We start from the raw sequence: 23326 nt of genomic DNA, 5'->3' as shown, positions 1-23326 counted from the left end.
GATGACTGACGGCATTGCACCGTTTCAAATCAACATCGCGCAAGCCGAGCTGGATGATCTCGACCAACGCCTTGGGCACACGCGTTGGCCCAGCCCGGAAACGGTGAGCGATCAAAGCCAGGGCCCACAATCGGCGCGCATTCGACGCCTGGTGGAGCGCTGGCGGACGGGCTACGACTGGCGCGCCACAGAGCGGTTGCTCAATGGCTGGAATAGCAGTCGCACCGCCATCGATGGGCTGGATATCCATTTTCTGCATGTGCGTTCGCCGGAGCCGGGCGCGCTGCCGCTGCTGTTGACGCATGGATGGTCGGGATCGATTCTGGAATTTCGCGACGTGATCGGCCCACTGAGTCACCCGGTGGCCCACGGTGGGAAGGCGTCGGATGCGTTTCATCTGGTGATCCCATCGTTGCCCGGCTTTGGCTTCTCTGGCAAACCCACTGCCCGCGGCTGGGGAGTGGAGCGAACGGCTGCGGCTTGGGTCGAACTGATGCGCCGGCTGGGGTATGGCCAGCGCTGGACTGCCCAGGGCGGCGATTGGGGCAGCGCGATCACGACCGCGCTCGGGTTCATGCAGCCGCCCGGCTTGTTGGGTATCCATCTGAACATGGTGATGTTCGACCCGAGCGCCGAAGAGATTGCCAACGCCACGCCAGCAGAGCAGCGGATGCTCGACGACGCAAAGCGCTATCAGAACGAATTTGCAGGCTACATGCGGCTGCAAAGCACACGACCGCAATCGGTGGCGTTTAGCTTGGCTGATTCACCAGCCGGCATCGCTGCGTGGCTGTACGCGCTCTTCCAGGACGTTTCCCAAAGCGATGGCGAGCCGGAAAACGTGATCGCGCTAGATCACCTCATCGACGACATCATGCTGTACTGGCTCCCCAATGCCGGGCCCAGCTCGGTGCGTTTTTACTGGGAAGCTGCGCATGAAGCCGGGACTGCGATGCCCACGCACCCAATGCCAACGCCAACCGGGATCAGCATGTTCCCTGGGGAGCAAGTGCGCATTTCCCGGCGCTGGGCAGAACGACGCTTCGCGGATCTTCGCTTTTTTGCACAAGCGCAGCGGGGCGGGCATTTTGCTGCGATGGAAAACCCGCCTGCATTGGTCGACCACCTCCGGGAAACCTTTCGATCGCTGCGGTAGAGGCCGACTCGCCGATCGGGCTCCGCAGCGGCAATCCAGTGCACCTGGCTGCGTCGAGCAATTTGACGAACGCAGGGCGGACCACTGCGAACCTGTGGAAGTTCCGCTAATGCAAGATGCGGATCGTCAGCCTGGGGGCATGCTTGGCTAGCGACCGCCTTGAAATCTAAAGGTGAAGCGTGCCGCAGCGCGGGCGGCGGTTTCCGGGGCGATGGGCGCGGGCGTGGCGTCTACCAGCGTCAACATGCCATCGGCAATCGGGACCGGGATGCCCAACGTCAGGTCAACCTGTTTGGACCAGCCACCACCCAGTACCGTCGCACGCACGATCAGTCGGCCTTCCACGATGCACTGAACATCAGCAGGGCACCGGCTGTCTTCGACGATTCGGTCGGGCCGCACTCTGGGACCATCGACTGCTGCCATCTCCCCCAGGCGCACAGGTCCCTCAACGAGATGACCCGTTGCCGGGGACGTGGTGACGCATCCGCCAAGCGACATGACGGCGAGCAATGCCACTGGCAGCAACGTGGCGCGCTGAAGTTCATCGTTGCCGGTCATCATCGTCTGGCCCGATTGAGGTTGCGGGTGGCTTTGGAGCGATGCGCGCATTGATCGCCTTTCTTCTGATGATATCGCGGGCCACGTCTTCGGCCAGCCACTGCAATGCGCCAGCGTCTTCGCTCAGCGCTCATCGGATCGACTGGCCTTCCAGCGTGGCACTGCACGCGCCGAGACGGGTTGAGCAAGCTGGCCCGTGGCCGCACATCGCCGCTATGTATAAGTAAATTGTAATGCCTGCATTGCCAATCGGTGCGTCGCGCCCTGATACTGGCGCTCGCAGCGACCTCAGGAGGAGCCGGCGCTGACGACTCTGCAGAAATGGATGTTGGAGCAGATCACCTATCGAGACGAGTTCTTGGCAAATCCACCGCTGCAGGCCATCGCTTACGTGAGCGAGGTGCGTCGCCCCATGTCGATGGGGGAGGTCGACCGGCTGCTTGTCTCTTCCAGTGCACACAACTCGCTGGCCGCCATCACTGGCGTCCTGCTCTACGACGGCGCTCGCTTCTTCCAGTATTTCGAGGGGCCGCCTGCCGGGGTGCAGCACACCTACGATCGCATCAAGCGGTCTTCGCGCCATCACGTGATCGCGGAGGTCTACAACGGCTCCATCGTCGAGCGTTACTTTCCCGACTGGCAGATGGCGTGCCGCAAAGTGCTTCCCGGGTCGATTGTCGAGCTCAGCGCACAACGCTGGTCGCGCACACGCCTTGCGCTGTGGTCTGCGGGAAAAAAGCCGGAGCCTGTGTCCCGGTTGCTGGAATTCTGGGAGGGGGCCATGCCGCCGACAGCTGATCTATGACCGAGGGCGCGTCGGCGGAGTACCCCATCGTGAGAGTGCGCAGGCTGGGAAGCTCTTGCGACTGATTGCGTGCGCCATGCCTACAGTTGTTTTGTTGCAAGCGATGTTGAAAGCGAGGTAGAGCGTTCTTTGCGGAGAATAGCCAATAGCGAGCACTTGTATCAGGCGCGTCGAGCATCCGCTTCGCTCGCATCACGATGCGGTGCACCAGGCATTGAAGGGCGCTGCCTAGGTCATCGCCCACACTGCAACAGTCAACAGGCAGTCAAGGCATGAGCGCGTTGCAGGATCTGAAAGAGGAGCTATCGCGTTTTGGAACCAGCAACGACGCGGTGGAACCCGCGCGTGGCAAACGCATGTTGAACATCACCCCAGAAACCGGCGAGCTGCTCGCCCTGCTGGTACATGCAACGCGGGCGCGGCAGGTGCTGGAGGTGGGCACTTCGAATGGCTACTCCACGCTGTGGCTGGCCGAAGCTGTCATCGCCATTGGTGGACATGTCACTACGCTGGAGCATGCCGAAGACAAGGCCGCCCTGGCGGCTGCGAACTTCGTGCGTGCCGGACTACAGGCGCACATCACGCAGGTGCTGGGCGATGCAGGTGCGTGGTTGGAGACCGCCGACGATGGCAACGTGGATCTGTTGTTCTTGGACTCCGACCGCAGCGCCTATGCACGGTGGTGGCCGCAGCTGCGCCGTGTGCTCAAGCCCGGCACCGGTCTGATGGTGGTGGACAACGCCACCTCGCACGCAACGGAGATGGCAGATTTCATGCAGGCTGTCCGCGCCGACATCCTCCTTCCGATGCAGCGACGTACCGGTCGGCAACGGACAGTTCATGGCGGTGCGGGTTGCAGACTGAAGGGCTCGCGGCGTCTGCGCGGCGGCCAAGCGCCCGACGATTCCAACTGACGCTGTTGCGCGTTGTTCTGCTGAGTCGTCGGTTCATCTCGATTCTTTCCGGCTTGATGTGACATCCGGCCGCACGATTGCTCTTCTCGGCTGAGTCCGGTTCGAGCGTATCGCAAAACCTCTGTTCGCACTCTTGAACGAACATAGACCCCGCGTGACATTGCTTGCGCGGTGTTGCGATCGGTGCTGATGATTTAAAGCCACGCTCGCATCGACAACGTGCGCCCATCGCCAGGCAGTCTTCTTTATCCAACGGCTGTTGCGGTGATGGACTTGGTCATTGGCTCACTTGGGATTGACGAGCCATCGCTTAGGTTGGCGTATGTATCAATCAGCACTGGCCCGCGACGATCTGCCGGGCACACCTTCGATATCGCCGAATCCAGTGCTCGCGCAATGCGTGCGTGAGTACGTACGACTGACGCCGCAACTTCCCAATCCTGGCGCAGGACGCACGTACGCGCGATGGCAGGCGCTGAGCAAGCTGGGTGCCGCGAGCTTGCCGCTTGCCAAAGTGCTGGAGGCGCATTACGACGCTGTGTCGATTTTTTCCGAGGCCGGCCAGCCATTACCTTCGAATGGAGCGGTGTGGGCCGTGTGGGCAGCGGGCGGGCCGCATGACACCGCAACGTACGAAGCGAACTCAAGCACGGTATCCGGTATCAAACCGTGGTGCAGCGCGGAGTTGGACGTTGTGACGCACGCATTGGTGACCGTCAGAGACGGTGATCGGCAGCCGCTTGCCGCCGTGACGCTAGCGCAGGGATGCTTCGCGCTAGATGCAAGTCAGTGGCACGGACCAGGCATGCTCGGCATTCCGACTGGCAACGGCCATTTCGCGAATGCGCCGGCAAGATTGCTCGGTGAGCCGGAATTCTATTTGCAGCGGCCGGGTTTTTGGCATGGCGGGGCAGGCATCGCGGCCTGCTGGTATGGCGCTGCCGCAGCCATTGCCGAGCATGTACGCCGCTCGCCCCGCGTGGCGAACAACCCTTTTGCGGCAGCACACCTGGGCGCCATCGACGAACAGCTGACCGGTGCACGGCTGATGCTGCAAGACCTGGCGAAGGCGATCGACGACGCTCCAACCCACAGCCATCAACTGGCTGTCATGCGGTTACGGAGCATCATGGACCGCATCTGCCGGGACGTGATCGAACGTGCCGCCTTGGCCTTGGGGCCTGTCTCACTGTGCTGCGATGCCGGGCACGCGCAGCGGTGCGCCGACCTGGCTGCCTTCGTTCGCCAGTCCCACGGCCAAAAAGACGAGCAGTGGCTGGGAGAGCAATTGCACGCAAGCGAGGTCAACCCATGGCTGCTGTGAGGGGCGAGCAAATCGCAGGGCAAGGCGTCAGCGAACAGCGCTGGCGCGCATCGCCCCAGTTGACTGCGCTGCCCACCAGCAGCCTCGAACAGCTGCTGGGCACCACCACCCGTGTCGTGGTGGTTTCTCCGCATCCGGATGACGAGGTGCTGGGATGTGGCGGGCTGCTTGCGATGGCGATCGCATCGGGAAGACAGGTCCTGATCGTCTCCGTTACCGATGGCGAAGCGGCCTATCCGCAGGACGACGCATGGCCGCCCGCGCGGCTGGCAATTGCGCGTCGTGAGGAGCTGCGTGATGCGTTGGCGTGCCTGGGCATCGATTCAGTCAGCATCGTCAGGCTGGATGCGGGAGATGGCCAGGTACGCGCGGGCGTTGACGCCCTCGGTGAGCGGCTGGCGAATCTGCTGCAACCGCGCGATGCGGTGCTGGTGACGTATGCGCGCGATGGCCACCCCGACCACGAAGCTTGTGCAGATGCGGCGAGCAACGCAGTTGCACGCTGCCGAGCGCGATTGATCCAGTTTCCGATCTGGGCATGGCACTGGGATGACCCCGACCACAGTCAGATGCTGGCGTCGGCCACGCGTCTGGTGCTTTCTGCCGATGCGCACGCTGCAAAGATGCAGGCGATGTCCGCGTTCAAGACGCAGACCGGTCACGTCACGCCTGCGCTGCGCAACCCCATCCTTCCCGACTGGGCGCTGGCCAGGTTTCGGCGCGATTTCGAGGTCTATCTCCCATGAACGCCCAGGCCAATGCCGATTATTTCGACAGCATCTATCAGCAACACGATCCGTTCGGCTATGCGACACGTTGGTACGAAAAACGCAAACGCGACATCCTGCTGGCAACCTTGCCCAGGCAGGCGTTTGCACGCGGATGGGAACTGGGGTGTTCCAACGGCGAAGCAACCTGTGGGCTCGCTGCACGCTGCGAGCGCTTGCTGGCAACCGACATCTCGGCCGCTGCGGTACAACAGGCCAAGCAACGCGTAGGGGAGCGAAGTAACGTCGAAATCGTGCAGGCCTGCCATCCGCAGCAGTGGCCGGTGGGAAGTTTCGACCTGATCGTTCTGAGCGAGATCGGCTACTACCTCGCCGCTTCCGAACTCGACGAGCTGATCGCGCGCCTGCAACAGGCGCTGACGCCGGAGGGACTGCTGGTCGCCTGCCACTGGAAGCATCCTTTCGAACAGGCACAACAAGATGGCATCGCGGTCCATGCCTGTATCGCCCGACGGCTCACCTTGCCGCTGAATTATCGCTATGAAGACAGCGATTTCCTGCTGGAAGCGTGGACCGCGCAACCGTTGTCGGTGGCACAACACGAAGGCTTGCGATGATCGCCGTCATCATTCCCGCGCATAACGAGGCCGAGTGCATGGCGGCCTGCCTCGCATCGGTGTTTCGCGCCGCATCGCATCCCGAATTGCACGAACCTGTGGAGGTGATCGTCGCAGTGGACCGTTGCACGGATGCAACCGCAGAGCTGGCACTGGCGTTGGGCGCGCACGTGATCGACGTACCCGCACCCGGCGGTGTCGGCAGTGCGCGGGCGGCCGCAGCCTCCAAGGCCATTGCACTGGGCGCCGATTGGCTGGCCGTGACCGACGCCGATTCGCGCGTCCCGGCCGATTGGCTGGTGGAACAGCGCAGAGCCGACGCGGATGTGTTCTGCGGTGTCGTGCAGGTGGAGGATTGGCTGGACTATTCCGATGAGGTGCGCTGCAGGTTCGAACAGAGCCAGGCAACCGGACAAGGTCATGGTCGCATTCATGGCGCCAACCTCGGTGTGAGCACCGCGCTCTATCAACAATGCGGTGGGTTCTCTGCGTTGACCTGCAGCGAAGACGTTGCGCTGGTCCACGCGCTGCAGGCGATCGATGCAGCGATCGCCTGGTCGCCACGCTCGGTGGTGTGGACCAGTGCCCGCAGGCAGGCACGGGCAGTCGGCGGTTTCTCTGATTTTTTGAAACAGTTGGAAGCCGCGACCTGCGTGCCTGCGTAGCGGCTGGCGCAATGCTCGGAACTGTCTTTTAGAAACGTCATCGCCCTGCCGCATGGATTCGGATTCGTTCAGCAGGCGCCCCTGGCCAGAGGGTTGTTCGCTTCAACCATTACAGTGCTACGGGCTGGCCAGACCAGCGATTTGAAGTGCATCCGCGCCTTCTGCATCGCCGCAGTCGAACCACGGCCTGTCGCCGCCCAACGCCTGACACCTGCTAACCGGCTGTCGACCTCATCTGCACGAGACGTGGACGAAGCGTGCGCCACCATGCCGAACCGACACACAAGGTGCGACATGGCCAAGCCAACGTTGTTCTTCCTGCATGCGCTTGGCGCCAGCCGGCATGAGTGGAGCCGTGTCATCGCGCGGTTTGGTAGTCGCTTCGACTGTATTGCGCTGGACATTCCTGGATTCGGCGATGCGCCTGCGCTGGACCACTTCGACACGAACGCGCTTGTCGACTGGTTCAGCGCTGAAGTCATCAAGCGGCAATCGGCATGCTGGTTTGCAGTGGGGCATAGCATGGGCGGAAAGATCGCCACGTTGACGGCAGCTCGGGCGCGCGACGGTGTGGCGGGCCTTGCCGGTCTGGCGGGCGTGGTGCTGGTTGCTGCATCGCCGCCAGCACCCGAACCGATGCAGGAATCGCGACGGCGCACCATGCTTGCCTGGTTCGAAGCAGGGCAGCCCACGCGCATGGAGGCTGCACAGTTCGTGGATGCCAACTGCGCCTCCCCGCTGCCTGATGAACTCAGGGACGCCGCGATCAACGACGTTCTGCGCACCGCCCCCAGTGCATGGATGGCATGGCTCGCACACGGCAGTCGCGAAGACTGCACCGCCCAGGCCGGATGCATCGGCGTGCCGGCAGTGATTGTCGCAGGCGGCCAGGATGGCGATCTGGGCGAGACTGCGCAGCGGCACTTGAACGCTCCGCACTATGCGCATGCGCAGCTCGCCACCGCGGCCAACGCGGCGCATCTGATTCCCTATGAACAACCGCAGGAACTGGCGCAGTTGATCGAAGCGCATGTAGAGCGCTGCATTGAGAACTGCCTGCCTGAGGACTTCATTGCCTTGCTGAACTCCGAGCGCGTGGCGCCGCGTATGCGCAAGATCTTGCTCGCCCGGCACTCTGGTCCACCGGCTTCGGGCAAGGGCGTGTTGAGCTCGCGGCAGTTGAATGTGCTCGCGGCCGTGGCTGCACGCGTGCTGGATGGTGCGGGCGATGCGGCGCAGATTGCGCGGCGTATCGATCTGCAGCTTGCAGAAGGCACGGGAGATGGTTGGCGGTATGCAGACTTGCCAGACGATTGCCTGGCGATTGCGCTCGGCCTGGATGCACTCGATTCATTGGCAGGCGGCTTTGCCGAACAGTCGGCACAGGACCAGGATCGTTGGCTGCAGGAGATCGCGCATGCGATGGTAGGCAACAACTCTGCGCATGGCCTGGATGCCGGGCAATTCGCGCATTGGTTCGAGGATGTACGTGCGGATGTGGTGCGCACCTGGACCAGCCTTCCCGCCACCATGGCCGCGCTGGGCTACGACGGTTTTGCCGTCGGCAACGACACCGGCAATGGCCCCGTGGGCTACGTGGAAACCGCAGCAGGCCGGCATGAACACTGGCAACTGCGTATGCCCGAGACTGCCCAATGAGCAACGCTGGTGGCCAGGACAGCGTCGATGTGGTGGTGGTCGGCAGCGGAGCGGGGGGCGGCCCGCTTGCAGCGCGGCTTGCACAAGCGGGGGTTTCGGTGGTCGTGCTGGAAGCCGGCGCGGCATTTACGCCGGAGTCGCATCTTCCCGATGAGTTGACCACCGGCATCTATTGGATGGACGAGCGCTTGAGCGGCGGGCAAACGCCTACTGCGTTCGGTCCGAATAATTCGGGCTCCGGGCTCGGCGGTTCGACGTTGCATTGGGGCGCGTTCTGCCCTCGGCCGGACAAGCGCGATCTCAGCCTTCGCACCCAAACGGGGAAGGGCGCCGATTGGCCGATCCCGCACCATGAGCTGGTCTCTTACGTGCGTCGCGTGGAGACCTTCATCGGGGTCTCCGGTCCCGTGCATTACCCATGGGACCCCGAGCGCAGCTATGCCTATCGGCCACCGCAACGCAATGCATCGGCCATCGCCATGGAGCGCGGCTGCAGCGCGCTTGGCATCCTGACCACCGACGCACCGGCCGCGTTGGTCACCCGGCCACATCAGCAGCCACATTGGGGCCAACGTGCAGCGTGCAACAACTGTGGTGCCTGTCACCAGGGCTGCAGCAACGCCGCCAAGGTGAGCGTGGACACCACATGGCTTCCGCTGGCCAGAGCGCATGGCGCGCAATTGCGCACCGACAGCCGGGTGATCGATCTGGAACGCGACGGACGCGGCGTAGTGACCGCGGTGATCTACCGCCAGCAGGGGCGGGAGCATCGCCAGCGCTGCAGCACCGTTTTCCTGTGCGCAGGTGGTGTGGAGACACCGCGCCTGTTGCTTAACTTGGAGCTGGCCAACTCCAGCGGGCAGGTGGGCCGCAATTTCATGGCGCACGTGGCAACCCAGGTATGGGGTCAGTTCGACGCAGACATGCGCATGAATCGAGGCTACCCGTCTTCGCTCATCACCGAAGACATGGTGCGCCCGGCCGATGCCAACTTCATCGGCGGCTATCTGGTGCAGAGCCTGGGCGTACAGCCGATCACGCTCGCCAACACGCTGGCACGCGGTGCCAGCATGTGGGGCAGGGATCTGGTCGCAACGCTGCTGCGCTACAACCGCCTGGCCGGTATCGGCATCAATGGCGAATGCCTGCCGCAGGACGCCAATCGCCTGACCTTGTCCGACGAGCGGGACGCCTTCGGCCAGCGCAAGGCGCGCATCGATTTCAGCTATGGCCCCAACGAGCAGGCCATCGACACCCATGCGCGCGCAGTGCTTCGATCGATCTGGCAGGCCGCTGGCGCCCGCAATATCTTCGCGGCTGCGCGCTCGGCCCACACGCTCGGTACCTGCCGCATGGGGACCGATCCTGCACAGGCCGTGGTCGATCCCGATGGCCGCAGCTTCGACGTACCGAATCTCTACATTTGCGACAACTCGGTGTTTCCCAGCGCACTGGCAGCCAATCCGGCCCTGACCCAGATGGCACTCGCGCTGCGTACCGCAGAGCGTTTCCTCGCGCGCTAGCGGCACCTGCGCCACCACGTATTCAACGACCAGGAGCTCAACATGGATCTCGGAATCAAACAGCGGATCGCCCTCATCAGCGGCGGCGACTCCGGCATGGGCAAGGAGACTGCGCGCCAGCTGCTCGAAGCCGGTGTGCGCGTGGCGATCACCGATCTTCCCAACGGCACGCTCGACCAGGCGGTGGCCGAGTTATCCGGACTGGGAGAGATCATCGCCATCGAAGGCGATGTGACGCAGGAGCAGGACGTTACCCGCATCTGGGGATGTAAGCCGGAACCCCAGAAAATTCCGTCACCCGTCACCCGTCACCCGTCACCCGTCACCCGTCACCCGTCACCCGTCACCCGTCACCCCTCACCCCAATTCCAACCCCGCCACGAGCGCATCCAGATCGATCAAGTTGCCGTTACTTTGGAAGGTGTAGTGCCCGTTCAGCAGGATGTGTCGCCACGCCGCCGGTGACATCTTCGTGATCAGCAGCACGGCTTTGGCGTTGCCGCTGGCCTGGTACTTCGTCAACAGGCGCGACAGGATCGCCGAGTTGTAGTAGATGATGGCGTTGGCCATCAGCCGTGCGCATTGGTTGCTGATTTCGATTTCGATGTCTGTGTGCCCGGTCAGCTCCTTCTTGCCGCCGACCTGGGCGATGGTCGAGCGTAGCTGGTGGTAGGACTCAATGCGATTCTGCGAGCGGTGCGCGCTGCGTTCCCGTTGCGGGTCGCGCAGGTAGCGCAATGTGTAGATGCTGCGCACCAGCTTATCGAACTCGAAGATGGCGCGCCGCGTCGGGTTCGGCGCGGTGTACGTGCATAGCTTGCGGATCAGGGTGCCCTGAGTCATTTCCTTCAGGCCCAGCGTGGCGACGATCCGGTCGATGTTGCTCTTTTCGCTGACGATGAGTTGCCGATCGATTTGGCCGACCGGTCGGATCAGGCACGTCTCGTACAACGCCGGTTCGTCGGCGCAATACAGATCCTGCAATTGGGCGTCCAAATCGGTGAAGCGCGGCTCGAAGCGCAGTCCGAACCAGTGCAGGATGGCGAAGTTGGCCTTGTTGACGCTGTGCATATCGCCGGTAATCGCCGTTGGCACGATATCCGACGTGTTGCGATACCAGATGTCAAACACGTGGTGCCCTTCGTATTCGTGAGCACCGATTAGGTATCCGTTGAGCGGAACATGGTTGCACAGCAGCGTATAGGCGACGACACCCTTGCCGCGGCCGAAGTATTTGCGCGAGTAGCGCGCTTTCACGGTCGGACGCTCGACGCCGAATTTCTGGCCATCGACCGCACCGTACAGCGCGCCTAGGTCGAACGAGTAATGCGGGAAGATCGGCAGCACGGCGATGGCGTTGCTGATGCAGTCGTTGGCCGCGTGCAGCGATGCTTGCCGTAGGTATTGCTGGTAGGTGCTCTCCAGCACGTGGTACGGGATGTCGCTGGTACGCGCCATGACCAGATTGCCGTGGTTCATTGCCTGGGCAATGATGACTGCCATCAGGCTGTCAGCGTCGGCCACCTTCTTGGCATAGCGTGGTTGCAACGGAGTGAGCGCCGACAAGAATTGACACTGACCGTTGACATAGCGGAACACGTCGGCCACGTCGCAAAATGGCAGTTGCTCGTAGAGTGCCTGCTCATGCGCCTTGTGGTTCTCGCTCTTGGGCTTGCGCCACGTCAGCGTCTGCGTGGCCTTGCCGTAGTCGAGGTGCTTCAGCTTGCCCTGCTTCAGCTCACGGTTGAACGCCAACCACTGCGTTCGCAGTTCTGCCGTCAGTGCAATGAGTTGGGCCTCGATCGGTTCGCGCAGGAACGGGATGTCCATCGGAGCCAGTACATCGGCGTTATCATCGAGCGACACCAACTCGTCAGAGAGGTGCCGATGTTGCAAGCTGTCGTCGAGATAGAGTTCGCCCGACTGGAAGCGCTTCCTGACCTGGCGGTACAGCCAGAACTCGTAGCGGTCTGCGTGCAGGCCGGTCGGCTTGCTGTCGGCGTCGAAGGTCAGCAAGTACGGTCGCAACCGTTTCGGCAACGTCGCTGTTGGACATTCGACGAGCGGACGTTGCGACAGGCGCTGCTGTTTGGCGAACACACTCTTGGCCCAGATCAGTGCTGCCAGCCACGGGTTGCTGGGGTCGGTGCCGGCAAGGTCGAGCGCGACATACAGCGGTCGCAGATGACGGCGCATGCGTTCGGCCAGCCCGTCCACCGCCTGCCAATGCAGGGCCAGCTTGCTCGCTGGTTTGATGCTCATACGATGGCCGACGAGCTGAAGCGCGTCTTTCGGTATGATCTTGTACGCCCGCTGCCGCACGTTGCCGAACGGTGTGGTGTCGGCCACCGTATCGTCGACATAGAGCAACAGCAGGCGTCCGACTCGTGGCGTTTCCTGCTGACGCCGTACCTGCTCGGCGACGAAGGATTGCTTGGCGCCGGCACGACTTTCATCCTCTAGTCGCTTCATGTGATAGGCCATGGCATCGACCAGGTTGTCGGTGAGTTGCCGATAGCGCAGCCAGGCGTAGCACAGCAGGTAGAGATGGGTCTGGTCCGGCTTGAGGTTTCGCAGGTCGTGGACGGTATAGAAGTTCGCCAGGCTCGCGTAGTAACGCACGTTCTGTTGCGAGATGCCCAGCTTGGGCAACAGCGTCTTGGCGATCCCGTGCAGCGGCTCCAAAATGGTGCGCTTCTCGCGTTCACGGGCCATCTGACGCCAGCCGAAATCTTTGGCGTCTTGCCGGAGCACCGCCAATTCGGACAGCGTGTTGTCTCGTACCAAAAGCTGGGATAGCGCGGCTTTGGCCGAATCATCCAGCACTTCGGCCAGCAGGCCACCTAAGCGCCGACGTTCGGCCGACAGCGTGGCGCTCACCAGTTCTTGCACAGTCGTGTAGCCGGGCCGGATGATCTTGCGTTCGTTGAGCCAGACGATCAGCTCGGCGGCGACGAAGCTAGGCGTCACGTCGCGGCGTGCGATCTGGGCGGCCTGCTGCGCGAGTTGTGGCAGAAAATCGGCTGCCCAGAGCCGATAGCCGAACCATTCGGCGATGCGCTCGCGCTGGGTGTAGTGCTCATGTTTGGTGATCGTCTTGCGTTCGAAGTCCTCGCCGTGGAAGTAGCGACTCAGCACAAAGGCGCAATCATCCTCGACTTCGCTCCAGTTGAAGCGGAAAAAGGCGTGCTTGGCCTTGAAGTAGCCGATCTGCAAGACGCAATAGGCCCGCGCATGGAGGCCGGGGCGACTGGCCGCGAACGTCAACTCCGCCTCGGACAACGCCAAGTATTCCAGCCGCTGCGCATCGTCGAAGTCCGGCAGGCCATAAAGCGCTTCCTGCTCGGCGTCCGAGAGGACGGTGAGCAGCTTATTCTTGTTGCTCATCGGCCGTTCTGCCCGTTCCACGCCAACCCTCTCGCTCCAGCGTTTCGATCAAGGTGGTGCGTTTGACGCCGAAGTTGCGGCACACGGCCGCTTTCGACATCCCGCCGTTCAGCGCGGCAATGATGGCCTCCAGCTTTTCGCCGACGATGGCCAGAGGTCGCCCGCCGGTGCGGCCACGCCGCCGGGCAGCGGCTAGGCCCGCGACGACGCGCTCTTGGATCAGGGCCCGCTCGTACTGCGCAAGTGCGCCGAACACATGGAACAGCAACTCGCCGGACGCCGTGCTGGTATCCATTCCCTCGGTCAGCGAGCGGAACGCCACTTGCTTGTCCTTGAGTGAGGTCACGATGGCGAGCAAGTGCGACAGCGAGCGGCCAAGCCGGTCGAGCTTCCAGACCACCAGTACGTCACCGGGCCGGACGAATTCGAGCGCCTTCGTCAAGCCTGCGCGGTCATCCTTCGCGCCTGAGATGCGATCCTCGAACAGGTGTCGGGCATCAACGCCAGCAGCGAGCAGTGTGTCGCGTTGCAAGTTAGTGCTCTGCCGGTCGGAGTCCGACGACACACGCATGTAGCCGACCAACATAGGCGAATAACCATCGGGAACCGGTTTCCGCATGGTAGCGTGTGGCGACGGGGTTTTCCGCACACTTTTTACGGGGTTCTGCGATCACTTGTGCTGGGAGGTTGCCTACATGTCGCAAAACACTTGTTTTGCGACATGCCGGCACCTTGACGCCACTAGGCCATCAGGCCGATAACGGTGTGTAGTTGAAACCGATCAAGCAGCTGTTCGCCTGAGTGGGGCGGTCATTTCTCCCCCCGTTTGCCCACTGTTGCGTTGAACAGGGCAGGAGGCATCACCTGCTCTACAGCGGTCGTTTGCGCCCAGCCGGGAACTGGCTATTTGACATCGACGCCAGACAGGCTACATCCAAGCCCAGTTGGTACCAGATGAAAGTTCACCAACTCAATGGCGGGCGACCCAAGGCATCCAGGCGTTCTGCATCTTCAAGGATCGCAGCAGTTGTGCGCGGCGAAATTGGCTGTGCGTCATCCAGTGCATAGGCTTGCCGCGCAGCATCGGCGGCTAGAGCCTCACGCGTCCGCGGTGAGTGCTCTTGCAACCTTTGACGCGTGTTTCGGGCCAGATCGGGGGCGATGACCGGCATCGAGGAACAGATATCGCCAGGTGCGGGGTTGGCTAGAAAGGCTGTCTCTAGGTCGCGCGCATTTGCATGGAGTTCAGTTTGCGGGTCCTCGATCTCGGCTCTGAATGCGTTTGTCCTGGCCAGCGCGTCGATTGCATCAGGCTTGTCGAAGCGTTCAACTACATTGGTGGATGTTCCGTACGTTTCGGCCCAGTGCGAATCCCTTGGTAGAACGGCCGGACCGTCGGCCCACGAGTCGAGGACTACAGTGGATTCTTCCGCCTCTGCCGAGCCTGGGGGCCGGTAGAGCGCGTAGAGGTGGGTCTGGTCGTAGTCGCGTACGGTCATCATCTGCCCGCCATTCTCCATGCGGACTGCATGCCGACGTGCGTTAATCGCTGCATTGTGATCACAGTTGCCTGCCCCCGCAGCCAGCGCACTGCCTGCCAGTAAACTTTCGTCATTTTCACCGAGACAGTAAGACAGGGAGCTATAAGTGGCGCTCCGTCCGTTGCTGAGCCGCAGATCGCTATCGACATTGCCTCGCCCACGGTGCAAGGCGAGTCGTGTCTCGTGCACCGTCTCTGTAGCATCGGCAAGGCGTTGACGGTCGCTCGCGTCTTCGATGGGTCTGCCGTTGAGTCGCATACCAAGCTGGTAGGCCGCCTGCTGAACTTCGTGCGGTTGTAGTGTTGGCTGCCGGAAGCGCCCCCGCCTCGTTCCCGAAGAGCCGAGTGCCACCAAGCCATGCAGGCTGGGTGAGATGGGCGCCTCGGAGGATGAAGGCGTAGAGGGCGTGGTCTGCTCTGTGGCGTGACTTGCATAGTGGTCGGGTGAACCTGCCACGCTCGGCTTTGAAACGCATAGACCCATTTTTGATCTCCGACAGTGACCTCAGAATCAAGTCTTGCAAAGAGCTCTCTGAATGTCGTTGGTTCACCGAAGTCATGTTTGGGAGCGCGAAAGGTTGGCGCTGGCACCCTGCTCACAATGCCATTGCGAGCGTGCAGCCCAGTCCATGGGGACGTCGGGAGCACGTCAACCGTATGGCCGATTCGGCCTTGACATGAACACACCAGGCTCGATCTGCCGTGATCCGAAATGGCGGCTGGTGACACGAATGGCAAGTACGGGCAAGTACGCCTGCCACCTGAAGCTTTCGACGAACCCTGGGGCTATGCTGACATGCTCAGAGTGCTCGCGGGCCGACGCGACATTCGTAGGTGTGAACTTGACCTGTGATACGCCCAGGGTTCCGGAGACACTCAAGACCCTCGTTGCGCGTAGCGCCGTTCAAACTCTACATGGGACAGGTCGCCAGTTGAACCGTGGCGGCAGTTGAGGTTGTAGAACATCTCGATGTAGTCGAATACCTCGGCGCGAGCGGCGGCGTGGCGACACATCCTGCTGAACGGGCACTACACCTTCCAAAGTAACGGCAACTTGATCGATCTGGATGCGCTCGTGGCGGGGTTGGAATTGGGGTGAGGGGTGACGGAATTTTCTGGGGTTCCGGCTTACATCCCCCATCTGGACCCAGGTGCGCGCGCAGCTGGGCGAACCGGATATCTACGTCAACGCCGCCGGCGTGACTGGCGCCACCGGCGATTTCCTTGAGGTTAGCGATGCCGGCTGGCTCGAGACGCTGGACATCAACCTGATGGGCGCGGTGCGCATGTGCCGCCAGGCCATTCCTGCCATGCGCCGCAAGCAGTGGGGGCGGATTGTGTTGTTCGCGTCCGAAGATGCCGTGCAGCCGTACGTGGATGAGTTGGCCTACTGCGCGTCCAAGGCCGGCATCCTGAGCCTGGCCAAGGGGCTGTCAAAGGCCTATGGCGCCGACAATGTGTTGGTCAACACGGTGTCGCCTGCCTTCATCGCAACGCCGATGACCGACAAGATGATGCAAAAGCGCGCACAAGAAAACGGAACCAGTGTCGAAGAAGCCATCGCCTCGTTCCTGGACGAAGAACGCCCAGGCATGGCGCTGAAGCGGCGCGGCCGGCCAGAGGAAGTGGCCTCCGTCGTTGCCTTCCTGTGCTCGGAGCGGGCCAGTTTCATCAACGGCGCCGGCGTGCGCGTGGACTCGGGCTCGGTCTTCACCATCGCTGGCTGAGGCGACGGCGCTGTGCAGCGGCCCGCGCGGGTGTCGCCTGACGGTACCGCTGCACGCCTGATCCAGGCAAAACCCTCGCGCAAGCGAGGGCAGGGCAGATCGCCGGTCGCCGCGATCGAACCGACGGTGCCGCCCCGATGAAGCTGCGTAGGGCTGTCAAATTAGACAACAACGCAGTCAGAGCACCCGCCACAACATGTAGCCGGCAGTGAGGAAGATCAGGCAGGCAAAGGCGCTGTTGAGCAATCCCCGATGCCCGGCGAGCGCCCCTGCAGCCCGCGCTCCCGCCATGCCACCGACGCTGCCGGCAACGATGAACGCGGCGGCCAGTGGCCAGTTCACCCATCCGGAGTGGGCGTAGTTCAACGCGGTGGTCAGACCGAAGGCGGAAACCGCTACTAGCGAGCTGCCCACCGCCGCCAACATCGGCATCCCGGTGGCAGTCATCAAGCCTGGCACGATCAGGAAACCGCCGCCGATGCCGAAGAAACCCGAAAATCCGCCAGCGAGCGTGCCCAGCCCAACCAACGCGGGCGCATTTTCCTTGCTGATGCGTGCAGCCGCATTCTCTTGCGCGTTGCGCTTGCGCAGCATGAGCAGGCCAATCACCACCATCAAGACCGCAAATAGCGCCAGCAACCGTTGTCCGTCGACGGCCTTACCCAGGCTCGAACCAAGGTAGGCGCCGGCGACGCCGGCCAGGGCGAAGACCGAGGCGCACGGCCACCTGACATTGCCACGGCGCGCATGCACGAACAGGTTGGACAGCGCGTTGGCAGCGACGGCCAATGCGCTGGTTCCGATGGCCACATGCGGATTATCGACACCGACCAGATACAGCATCAGCGGGACAGCGAGAATGGAGCCGCCGCCGCCGACCAGTCCCAGCACGAAGCCGACCAGCACGCCGGAGAGCCCACCCAGCGCGAGCTGCAGCAATGAAAGGCTTTGCATGACCGATGTTTACTCGTGACTGGATGGCGCGTCGCGACGGAGACGCGGAGCGAGCGAGGAAAGGTCGTACCCTGCGCCGGCGGCGATCGAGAGAACCTGGTCTGCCGTGAGCCTGCTGGTGCGTACTTGCGCCAGCGCCCACAACGACGTCGAGCGCGTTCCCGTCCTGCAATACGCGGCGATGGGCGCGGGAAGTTGCTCCACCACGTCGCAAAATTGCTGCACGTCGTCCTGCGAAAGGGCGCCGGCGACAACGGGCAGATAAGCGAAACGCATGCCCGCCCGCGTGCAGGCGGATTGCATGGCCAGATGATCGGGTTGATCCGGCTGCTCGTTGTCTGGCCTGTTGCAGATAACGCTGGCCACACCCAGGCTGGCCAGTGCAGGAAGATCGGCAGGTAACAACTGGCTGGTCACCAGCAGGGTGGGCGAAAGCGATCGCAGTTTCATGCAACGTTTTTCCCCGCGACGGAACGATGGAGAAACCGGTGGAGGAAAACTCCGGTCACCAGCGAGGCAGCGAACACCAAGGCGAACGCCTGGCCGGTCGCCAGCAGCGCGATCGCCGGGCCAGGGCAGACCCCGGCCAGCCCCCAGCCAATGCCAAACAGCGCCGCACCGATCACCAGCTTGCGGTCGATGCGCCGCTGTTGCGGCAGCTGCAGTGTCGGGGCGAGCAGGGGAGTGCGACGTGCGCGCGCCCATCGGTAGGCGATGGCCGAAGGGATCAGCGCGCCTGCCATCACCAAGGCCAGCGAGTAATCCCAGGCGCCGGCGACATCGAGGAAAGCAAGGACGCGCGCAGGGTTGGCCATGTCCGACATCACCAGGCCCAGCCCGAACAACGCCCCGCAGAGAAAAGCAGCCACGCGGATCATGCGCCGGCTCCAGCGACGGCCCGCACGGCCATCACCGTTGCCATGCCCAGCAGCATGAACACGGTGGTGGCGACGATCGAGCGCGGCGACAGTCTCGCCAACCCGCTCACGCCATGTCCGCTGGTGCAGCCGGCACCCAGACGGGTTCCATAGCCCACCAGCACGCCGGCCACGATCAGCAAAGGCAGGTCGGTGCCGCTTAGCGGCGCGAGCGCGATGGGCTTGAGCGCCAGTGCCGCGCCTGCGCTTGTCAGAAGCCCGGCCAGGAACAGGATGGACAGCGAGCGCGCACCGCCAGCGTGCAGACCAAGCGCATCGGCAAGCAGGCCGGAGATGCCGGCGATGCGGCCGACGAGCAACAAATACGCGCCAGAGGCGGTGCCGATCATCAGCCCACCGATCAGCGGCCAATACCACGCCAAGTGTGGAAGCGTCATAGCACGTCCAACGGCAGCTTCAGATAGCGCACGCCGTTGTCCTCCGGCGCGGGCAGATGACCGGCGCGCATATTGACTTGTACCGATGGAAGCAGAAGGCGCGGCATGGGAAGCGTGGCGTCGCGTGTCTCGCGCATCTGGACGAAGTCCGCCTCGGAAACGCCCGCATGCAGATGCACATTCGCGCTGCGTTGCGCGCCGATGGTGGTTTCCCATGCGAACTGGTCCCGGCCTGCGGCCTTGTAGTCGTGGCAGACGAAGACACGCGTGGCGTCGGGCAGTTCCAGCAGCCGCTGGATGGAGCGATAGAGCTGGCGTGCAGAGCCGCCCGGAAAATCGCAGCGTGCCGTACCGTAGTCCGGCATGAACAACGTGTCGCCCGAAAAAACAGCGCGTCGCCGATGAGGTACGCCATGCATGCGGGCGTATGTCCGGGAACATGCAGCGCCACCGCGTGCAGATGTCCGATGGTGAATGCTGCGCCGTCAGCGAAGAGATGATCGAACTGGCTGCCGTCCCGGCTGAATTCCGTACCGGCGTTGAAAAGGCTGCCGAAGGTTTGCTGCACGGACGTAATGCGCTCGCCGATGGCGAGCTGTCCGCCCACCTGCTGCTGCAGCCACGGCGCCGCCGACAGGTGGTCTGCGTGGGCATGTGTTTCGAGGTGCCATTGCACCTGCAACCCCTGGTCGCGCACGTAGTGCACAAGCGCTTGCGCCGAGCCGGTCGCGGTGCGGCCAGATGCCATCTCGAAGTCGAGCACGCTGTCGATGATGGCGCAGGCCAACGAGCCAGAATCCCGGACCACGTGGCTGGCGGTAAAGGTCACAGGGTCGAAGAACGTCGCCACGTGCGGTGCGTCCATGCGACCGGAGTGGGTGTCCTCCACGACAGCGCAGGCTGCTGCCAAGCAGATATCGGGTGCAGTCAGATGGCTCACGATGGCAGCGTCGAGAAGGAGTAAAGCAACAATCTCATAGTTGCATTTACAGTGCAACTATTGAGCAAGCACCGGCCTTTCTCGTTCAGTCGCAGCCGTGCCTAGCCGTTACCCTCTACAACCCTGATCCGTAATGCCCACGCCTCGTGACCGAATCTGCTTTCTCCACCGATGCTCTTGCCGCCATGAAGGAGCGCGTCCCAGACGTGGCCGAGCTGCTCCGTTTCATCGCCACACCGCCGCGCCTGCTGTTGCTGTGCCAGTTGTCGCAGGGCGAATCTACCGTCAGCGGTCTGGAAGCGACGACAGGCATTCGGCAGCCGGCCTTGTCGCAGCAACTGGCCGACCTGCGGCAGCGGCAGCTGGTCCTGACGCGTCGCGAATCACGATCCATCATTTATCGCCTGGCCGACCCAAAAGTGGCAGCCTTGCTGAGCGCCATGCATGCGATCTTCTGTGCAGAGAATGAGCACGGTGATCGCATCCTCGAGTAATGCGCATGGATGCAATCGGCGGCCGTCGTTTTTGTTCTGGTGTTAGCGAAGATCAGTCAAGGATCGGTGGACCCAAGCACAACGAATAAGAGGAGGGTCGCGGTAGGACGGCAGCCATCTGACGTCCGGCACGCGACTCGGCCGGGATGAGGTGTGCTGGTGATGTGCGTCTTGAACATCGAGGATTTCTCGGGATCGTGTGGATCGGAAGAGAAAAGACCTTTGGAACCGCAAGCACTGTTTTGACATAATATACATTATGCGAAATGGCAGACGGGGTCACGCGGCACCCCAACCGGCAGCTATTGCGTCGGCTCGACCGCGCCAAGCGATTCCAGGATGACCGTTATCGGCTCCGGCTGACCCACCTCACTGCTGCCAAGCTGCTGGACGTTAGCGTGCGCACGGTCCAGAACTGGGAGTCCGGCCGAACCCGCATCCCCCATTCGGCCTTCAAATTGGTCAGGCTCCTGGCCAGCGGCAAGCACTTGGATGGCCCGGCCTGGAAGAATTTCCATGTCCGTGGCGATACGCTCATCACCCCCGAGGGCCATACCTTTCCGGCGGCTGACCTCGCTTGGTGGTCACTGTTGTTCCGGCAAGCCGAGGCGTTCCGCACGCTCTCGCGCCAGAAGCGTCAGGCCGAACGCGCACACGCCACGGCAGGCTCGGTTGCTGGCGCTTGCGCCAGCCCCGAGCCCGGCGAGCTCGTGGCCGTTGCCAAGTCGCTCCTGAAGCAAGTACGATCGGCACCATCTAGCCTCCCCGGTCACCAGGCCAGCAGTGAGGCTCCCCAGGCAGGCGGCAGGTGGCAAGCCCCGCGCACTGAACCTGGGGCTGAGAGGCAGAAGGAGACCCTACGCTCTCAGGGCACCACTAAGGCAGTCCATCACCCCGGCACCAGGGGTGGGTTGGGGGGGCCTTAGCTTGACCCCCGAAGACCGCCCGAAATCAGCCACTTCCCGCCGCAAGGGGGTGTGCAAGTGAGCCCGGTCCTCACCCTCTCCCGCACCGCTCGCGCTGCCTCTTGGCAGTGGCGCCGCACCGGCTATGCCGCTCCAGACGATTGCCGATTCATTGGTCGGCAGGCCCTGATTCGATACGCCAACGAAGCCTTCAGCGCAGCGCTCGACGCTGTCCAGCCTATCGCGTCGCTGGCCTCGTATGGCCAGCTCAAGACGTATCTGCAACAGCAGCAGGCCAGCCAGCAGACCACCGCACGCCAGGTTCGCTTCCTGTTGCTGGCATTGGCCATCGTCATGTTGGGCGCCTTGCTGTATCTGGGCAAGCTGCTGCGGCAACGCGCACGGGTGTTGCGCCGACGCGCGGAGTTCGACCGCTTGATGGTCGCGGTGTCGCGCCGCCTGGTGGCCAATGATCGCCACCACCTCGACGCCGGTATCGAGGCCGGACTGGTGCGGTTGGCAAAGTGGGCCAAGCTGCCAAGCGCTCGCCTGGGCCTGGCCCCCGTTGGCCGCGACGCGCGGATCTGGCCCGATCCGCCGGACGACACGTTCCGCGCGATGCTTGCCGCGGTGGCGTCCGCCCAACCGATCGCCGGACGCCAACGGCACTGTCGCCGTGTTGGGCAAGGCCGAACGCATGCACGGTGCGCAATGGCTGTGCCTGCGGCAACACGCAGACGCCGGGACGGTTGCGCTGCTGTGCTTGCGGCTGCCGCCTGTGGCGGCGCGCCGCAGACGCGGCCTGACGGCAGTGGCCGAACTGTTGCCGCAGTTGCATATCGCGCTCGATACGCTGTTCGATGCGCTGGAGCGGCGGCGACTCGAAGACGAAGCGCTGGCGCTGGAACATCGCCTGGAACTGGCCCGACGGATGGAAACGCTGGGGACCATGGCCAGCGGCATCTCGCACAACTTCAACAACATCGTCGGCGCGATCCGCGGCAATGCCGAGATCGCACTGTCCAAGCTGGACGCGCACTCGCCGGCCTCGGAGCACCTACTCGAGATCAGCCATACCACCGCCCACGCCTACGATCTGATCGAATCCATCCTCAGCTTCGGCCGCGTGCAGAACTACAACGTGCAGCCGGTCGAATTGAACGCCTTGCTGCAGGGCGCGGTCTCGCTGCTGTCGGTCTCGCTGCCATCGACCGTGGCCATCGACCTGCAGCAGGAGCAGGAGCCGCTGCACGCGCTGGGCAATCCGGCGCAACTGCAGCAGATCATTCTCAATCTGGCCAGCAACGCTGCGCAAGCGATGGACATGCGCGGCACGGTCACGGTCCAACTGTCGGCCGGAAAAGGCACGGCAACCGACGGCACGCCCCGGCGCATCGCGCAACTGCGTGTGAGCGATCACGGCATCGGCATTCCTCCGGACCAACTGGATCGCATCTTCGATCTGTTCTTCACTACCCGCAGCGGCGGCACCGGCCTGGGGTTGGCAACGGTTCGCAAGATCATCGACAACCACGACGGGCGGATCGATGTGGACAGCGAACTAGGTGTCGGCACCAGCTTCGTGGTCGAGCTGCCGCTGCGCACAGGCAGTGCAGCCGCGCCCCAGGCCTCACCCCTGCCGAAGACGCGCTCGCGCCATGCGAGCTTGCTGTTGCTGTGCGACGACGCGGCCGAGCTCGACCGCCTGGAAGAAATGCTGGCCGCACTCGGGCACGAACCGGTCGGCATGTTGGAGCTGCCGGCGGCCGTCGCGATGGCCACCGCCGATCCCATGCGCTTCGATGGCGTGTTACTCAAGCGCGACCGCGCCGGCGATGCCGAACGCGCCATCGGCGCGCTGCACGCCGCGGCACCCACGCTGCCACTGATCCTCGCCACACGTGCGACGAGCCTGGCCACGCGCAAGGGTCTGGGCGGTGCCATTACCGAGATCATCGCGCAGCCGTTCGATCTTGGCGCGCTGGCGATGGCGCTGGAACGTGCGCTGAGTCGCAGGATGGAAGTTACAACGCAGGATGAAAGCACCCCTGCTCTGTGACAAATGAAACACAGTCGCCGCGAAACGACACCGGAACGTAGCGCGGGCTGCCT

18 protein-coding genes and 7 pseudogenes are annotated in these 23326 nt (G+C 63.1%); 15 read left to right on the top strand and 10 right to left on the bottom strand.

What is annotated here, in order from left to right; translation table 11 throughout:
- Position 1 precedes the first annotated feature (1 nt).
- Positions 2-1156: an epoxide hydrolase family protein gene (locus ACCQ03_RS07740; protein WP_209226728.1), complete on the top strand. Its 1155-nt coding sequence runs from the start codon at positions 2-4 to the stop codon at positions 1154-1156.
- A gap of 147 nt (positions 1157-1303) precedes the next feature.
- Here ACCQ03_RS07740 and ACCQ03_RS07735 read toward each other — a convergent pair whose 3' ends face one another.
- Complete coding sequence (locus ACCQ03_RS07735) at positions 1304-1720, bottom strand: hypothetical protein (RefSeq protein ID WP_209226747.1); 417 nt, start codon at positions 1718-1720, stop codon at positions 1304-1306.
- A 322-nt stretch (positions 1721-2042) separates the two neighbouring features.
- On the opposite strand from ACCQ03_RS07735, the gene ACCQ03_RS07730 reads away from it, so the two are divergent.
- The 9 genes and pseudogenes from ACCQ03_RS07730 to ACCQ03_RS07690 form a co-directional block, all read left to right on the top strand.
- Complete coding sequence (locus ACCQ03_RS07730; protein WP_017156640.1) at positions 2043-2522, top strand: BLUF domain-containing protein; 480 nt, start codon at positions 2043-2045, stop codon at positions 2520-2522.
- Between the two features lie 272 nt (positions 2523-2794).
- Positions 2795-3386 (top strand): annotated as a pseudogene (locus ACCQ03_RS07725) (O-methyltransferase).
- 855 nt (positions 3387-4241) lie between these two features.
- Positions 4242-4760: an acyl-CoA dehydrogenase family protein gene (locus tag ACCQ03_RS07720; protein ID WP_209226746.1), complete on the top strand. Its 519-nt coding sequence runs from the start codon at positions 4242-4244 to the stop codon at positions 4758-4760.
- Positions 4748-5506 carry a PIG-L deacetylase family protein gene (locus ACCQ03_RS07715; protein WP_209226726.1) on the top strand — a complete coding sequence of 253 codons (759 nt, stop codon included), beginning with the start codon at positions 4748-4750 and terminating at the stop codon, positions 5504-5506. Before ACCQ03_RS07720 ends, ACCQ03_RS07715 begins: the two co-directional genes overlap by 13 nt.
- Positions 5503-6105, top strand: coding sequence for a class I SAM-dependent DNA methyltransferase (locus tag ACCQ03_RS07710; RefSeq protein WP_209226723.1), 603 nt, complete (start codon positions 5503-5505; stop codon positions 6103-6105). Before ACCQ03_RS07715 ends, ACCQ03_RS07710 begins: the two co-directional genes overlap by 4 nt.
- Complete coding sequence (locus tag ACCQ03_RS07705) at positions 6102-6770, top strand: glycosyltransferase family 2 protein (RefSeq protein WP_209226721.1); 669 nt, start codon at positions 6102-6104, stop codon at positions 6768-6770. Before ACCQ03_RS07710 ends, ACCQ03_RS07705 begins: the two co-directional genes overlap by 4 nt.
- Positions 6771-7064: 294 nt before the next feature.
- On the top strand, positions 7065-8429 hold the full coding sequence (locus ACCQ03_RS07700; protein ID WP_209226719.1) for an alpha/beta hydrolase: 1365 nt from the start codon (positions 7065-7067) through the stop codon (positions 8427-8429).
- Positions 8426-9952, top strand: coding sequence for a GMC family oxidoreductase (locus ACCQ03_RS07695; RefSeq protein WP_057679733.1), 1527 nt, complete (start codon positions 8426-8428; stop codon positions 9950-9952). Before ACCQ03_RS07700 ends, ACCQ03_RS07695 begins: the two co-directional genes overlap by 4 nt.
- Positions 9953-9994: 42 nt before the next feature.
- Positions 9995-10216: pseudogene (locus ACCQ03_RS07690) on the top strand (SDR family NAD(P)-dependent oxidoreductase); the annotation flags it as partial.
- Between the two features lie 93 nt (positions 10217-10309).
- Here the strand turns inward: ACCQ03_RS07690 and ACCQ03_RS07685 are convergent.
- From ACCQ03_RS07685 to xopE, 3 genes are all read right to left on the bottom strand, one after another.
- Complete coding sequence (locus tag ACCQ03_RS07685) at positions 10310-13339, bottom strand: Tn3 family transposase (protein WP_209228031.1); 3030 nt, start codon at positions 13337-13339, stop codon at positions 10310-10312.
- Positions 13323-13925, bottom strand: coding sequence for a recombinase family protein (locus tag ACCQ03_RS07680; RefSeq protein ID WP_150145896.1), 603 nt, complete (start codon positions 13923-13925; stop codon positions 13323-13325). Before ACCQ03_RS07680 ends, ACCQ03_RS07685 begins: the two co-directional genes overlap by 17 nt.
- A 376-nt stretch (positions 13926-14301) precedes the next feature.
- Entirely contained in the window at positions 14302-15363 is a 1062-nt protein-coding gene (xopE, locus tag ACCQ03_RS07675; RefSeq protein WP_150145898.1) for a XopE/AvrPphe family type III secretion system effector, read from the bottom strand.
- 258 nt (positions 15364-15621) lie between these two features.
- Here xopE and ACCQ03_RS07670 point away from each other — a divergent pair.
- Positions 15622-15723 (top strand): annotated as a pseudogene (locus tag ACCQ03_RS07670) (plasmid pRiA4b ORF-3 family protein); the annotation flags it as partial.
- A 32-nt stretch (positions 15724-15755) separates the two neighbouring features.
- Here ACCQ03_RS07670 and ACCQ03_RS07665 read toward each other — a convergent pair.
- Positions 15756-15875 (bottom strand): annotated as a pseudogene (locus ACCQ03_RS07665) (IS3 family transposase); the annotation flags it as partial.
- Between the two features lie 143 nt (positions 15876-16018).
- Between ACCQ03_RS07665 and ACCQ03_RS07660 the strand changes: the two are divergent.
- Positions 16019-16606: pseudogene (locus tag ACCQ03_RS07660) on the top strand (SDR family NAD(P)-dependent oxidoreductase); the annotation flags it as partial.
- A gap of 177 nt (positions 16607-16783) precedes the next feature.
- Here the strand turns inward: ACCQ03_RS07660 and ACCQ03_RS07655 are convergent.
- The 5 genes and pseudogenes from ACCQ03_RS07655 to ACCQ03_RS07635 all read right to left on the bottom strand — a co-directional run bounded on the left by ACCQ03_RS07655 (position 16784) and on the right by ACCQ03_RS07635 (position 19740).
- On the bottom strand, positions 16784-17545 hold the full coding sequence (locus tag ACCQ03_RS07655) for a sulfite exporter TauE/SafE family protein (RefSeq protein WP_057679731.1): 762 nt from the start codon (positions 17543-17545) through the stop codon (positions 16784-16786).
- A 24-nt stretch (positions 17546-17569) separates the two neighbouring features.
- Positions 17570-18010, bottom strand: coding sequence for a protein tyrosine phosphatase family protein (locus tag ACCQ03_RS07650; protein WP_057679730.1), 441 nt, complete (start codon positions 18008-18010; stop codon positions 17570-17572).
- Entirely contained in the window at positions 18007-18438 is a 432-nt protein-coding gene (locus tag ACCQ03_RS07645) for a DUF6691 family protein (protein WP_057679729.1), read from the bottom strand. Before ACCQ03_RS07645 ends, ACCQ03_RS07650 begins: the two co-directional genes overlap by 4 nt.
- The gene (locus ACCQ03_RS07640; protein WP_057679728.1) at positions 18435-18875 is read right to left on the bottom strand and encodes a YeeE/YedE family protein; all 441 of its coding nucleotides are present in this window, start codon (positions 18873-18875) and stop codon (positions 18435-18437) included. Before ACCQ03_RS07640 ends, ACCQ03_RS07645 begins: the two co-directional genes overlap by 4 nt.
- Positions 18872-19740: pseudogene (locus tag ACCQ03_RS07635) on the bottom strand (MBL fold metallo-hydrolase). The gene ACCQ03_RS07640 and the pseudogene ACCQ03_RS07635 overlap by 4 nt, the downstream one beginning before the upstream one ends.
- A 260-nt stretch (positions 19741-20000) precedes the next feature.
- Between ACCQ03_RS07635 and ACCQ03_RS07630 the strand changes: the two are divergent.
- From ACCQ03_RS07630 to ACCQ03_RS07620, 3 genes and pseudogenes are all read left to right on the top strand, one after another.
- Positions 20001-20309, top strand: a complete 309-nt coding sequence (locus ACCQ03_RS07630) for an ArsR/SmtB family transcription factor (RefSeq protein ID WP_057679727.1) — start codon at positions 20001-20003, stop codon at positions 20307-20309.
- Between the two features lie 266 nt (positions 20310-20575).
- Complete coding sequence (locus tag ACCQ03_RS07625) at positions 20576-21235, top strand: VC1465 family Xer recombination activation factor (RefSeq protein WP_244664194.1); 660 nt, start codon at positions 20576-20578, stop codon at positions 21233-21235.
- 210 nt (positions 21236-21445) lie between these two features.
- Positions 21446-23273: pseudogene (locus ACCQ03_RS07620) on the top strand (two-component system VirA-like sensor kinase); the annotation flags it as partial.
- Positions 23274-23326: the final 53 nt, after the last annotated feature.

It is taken from the genome of Xanthomonas sp. NCPPB 3569, assembly GCF_041475645.2.
Classification (GTDB): Bacteria; Pseudomonadota; Gammaproteobacteria; order Xanthomonadales; family Xanthomonadaceae; genus Xanthomonas; species Xanthomonas phaseoli.
The sequence above is the reverse complement of the archived record's forward strand: the minus strand, read 5'-3'. Positions and strand labels throughout refer to the sequence as shown.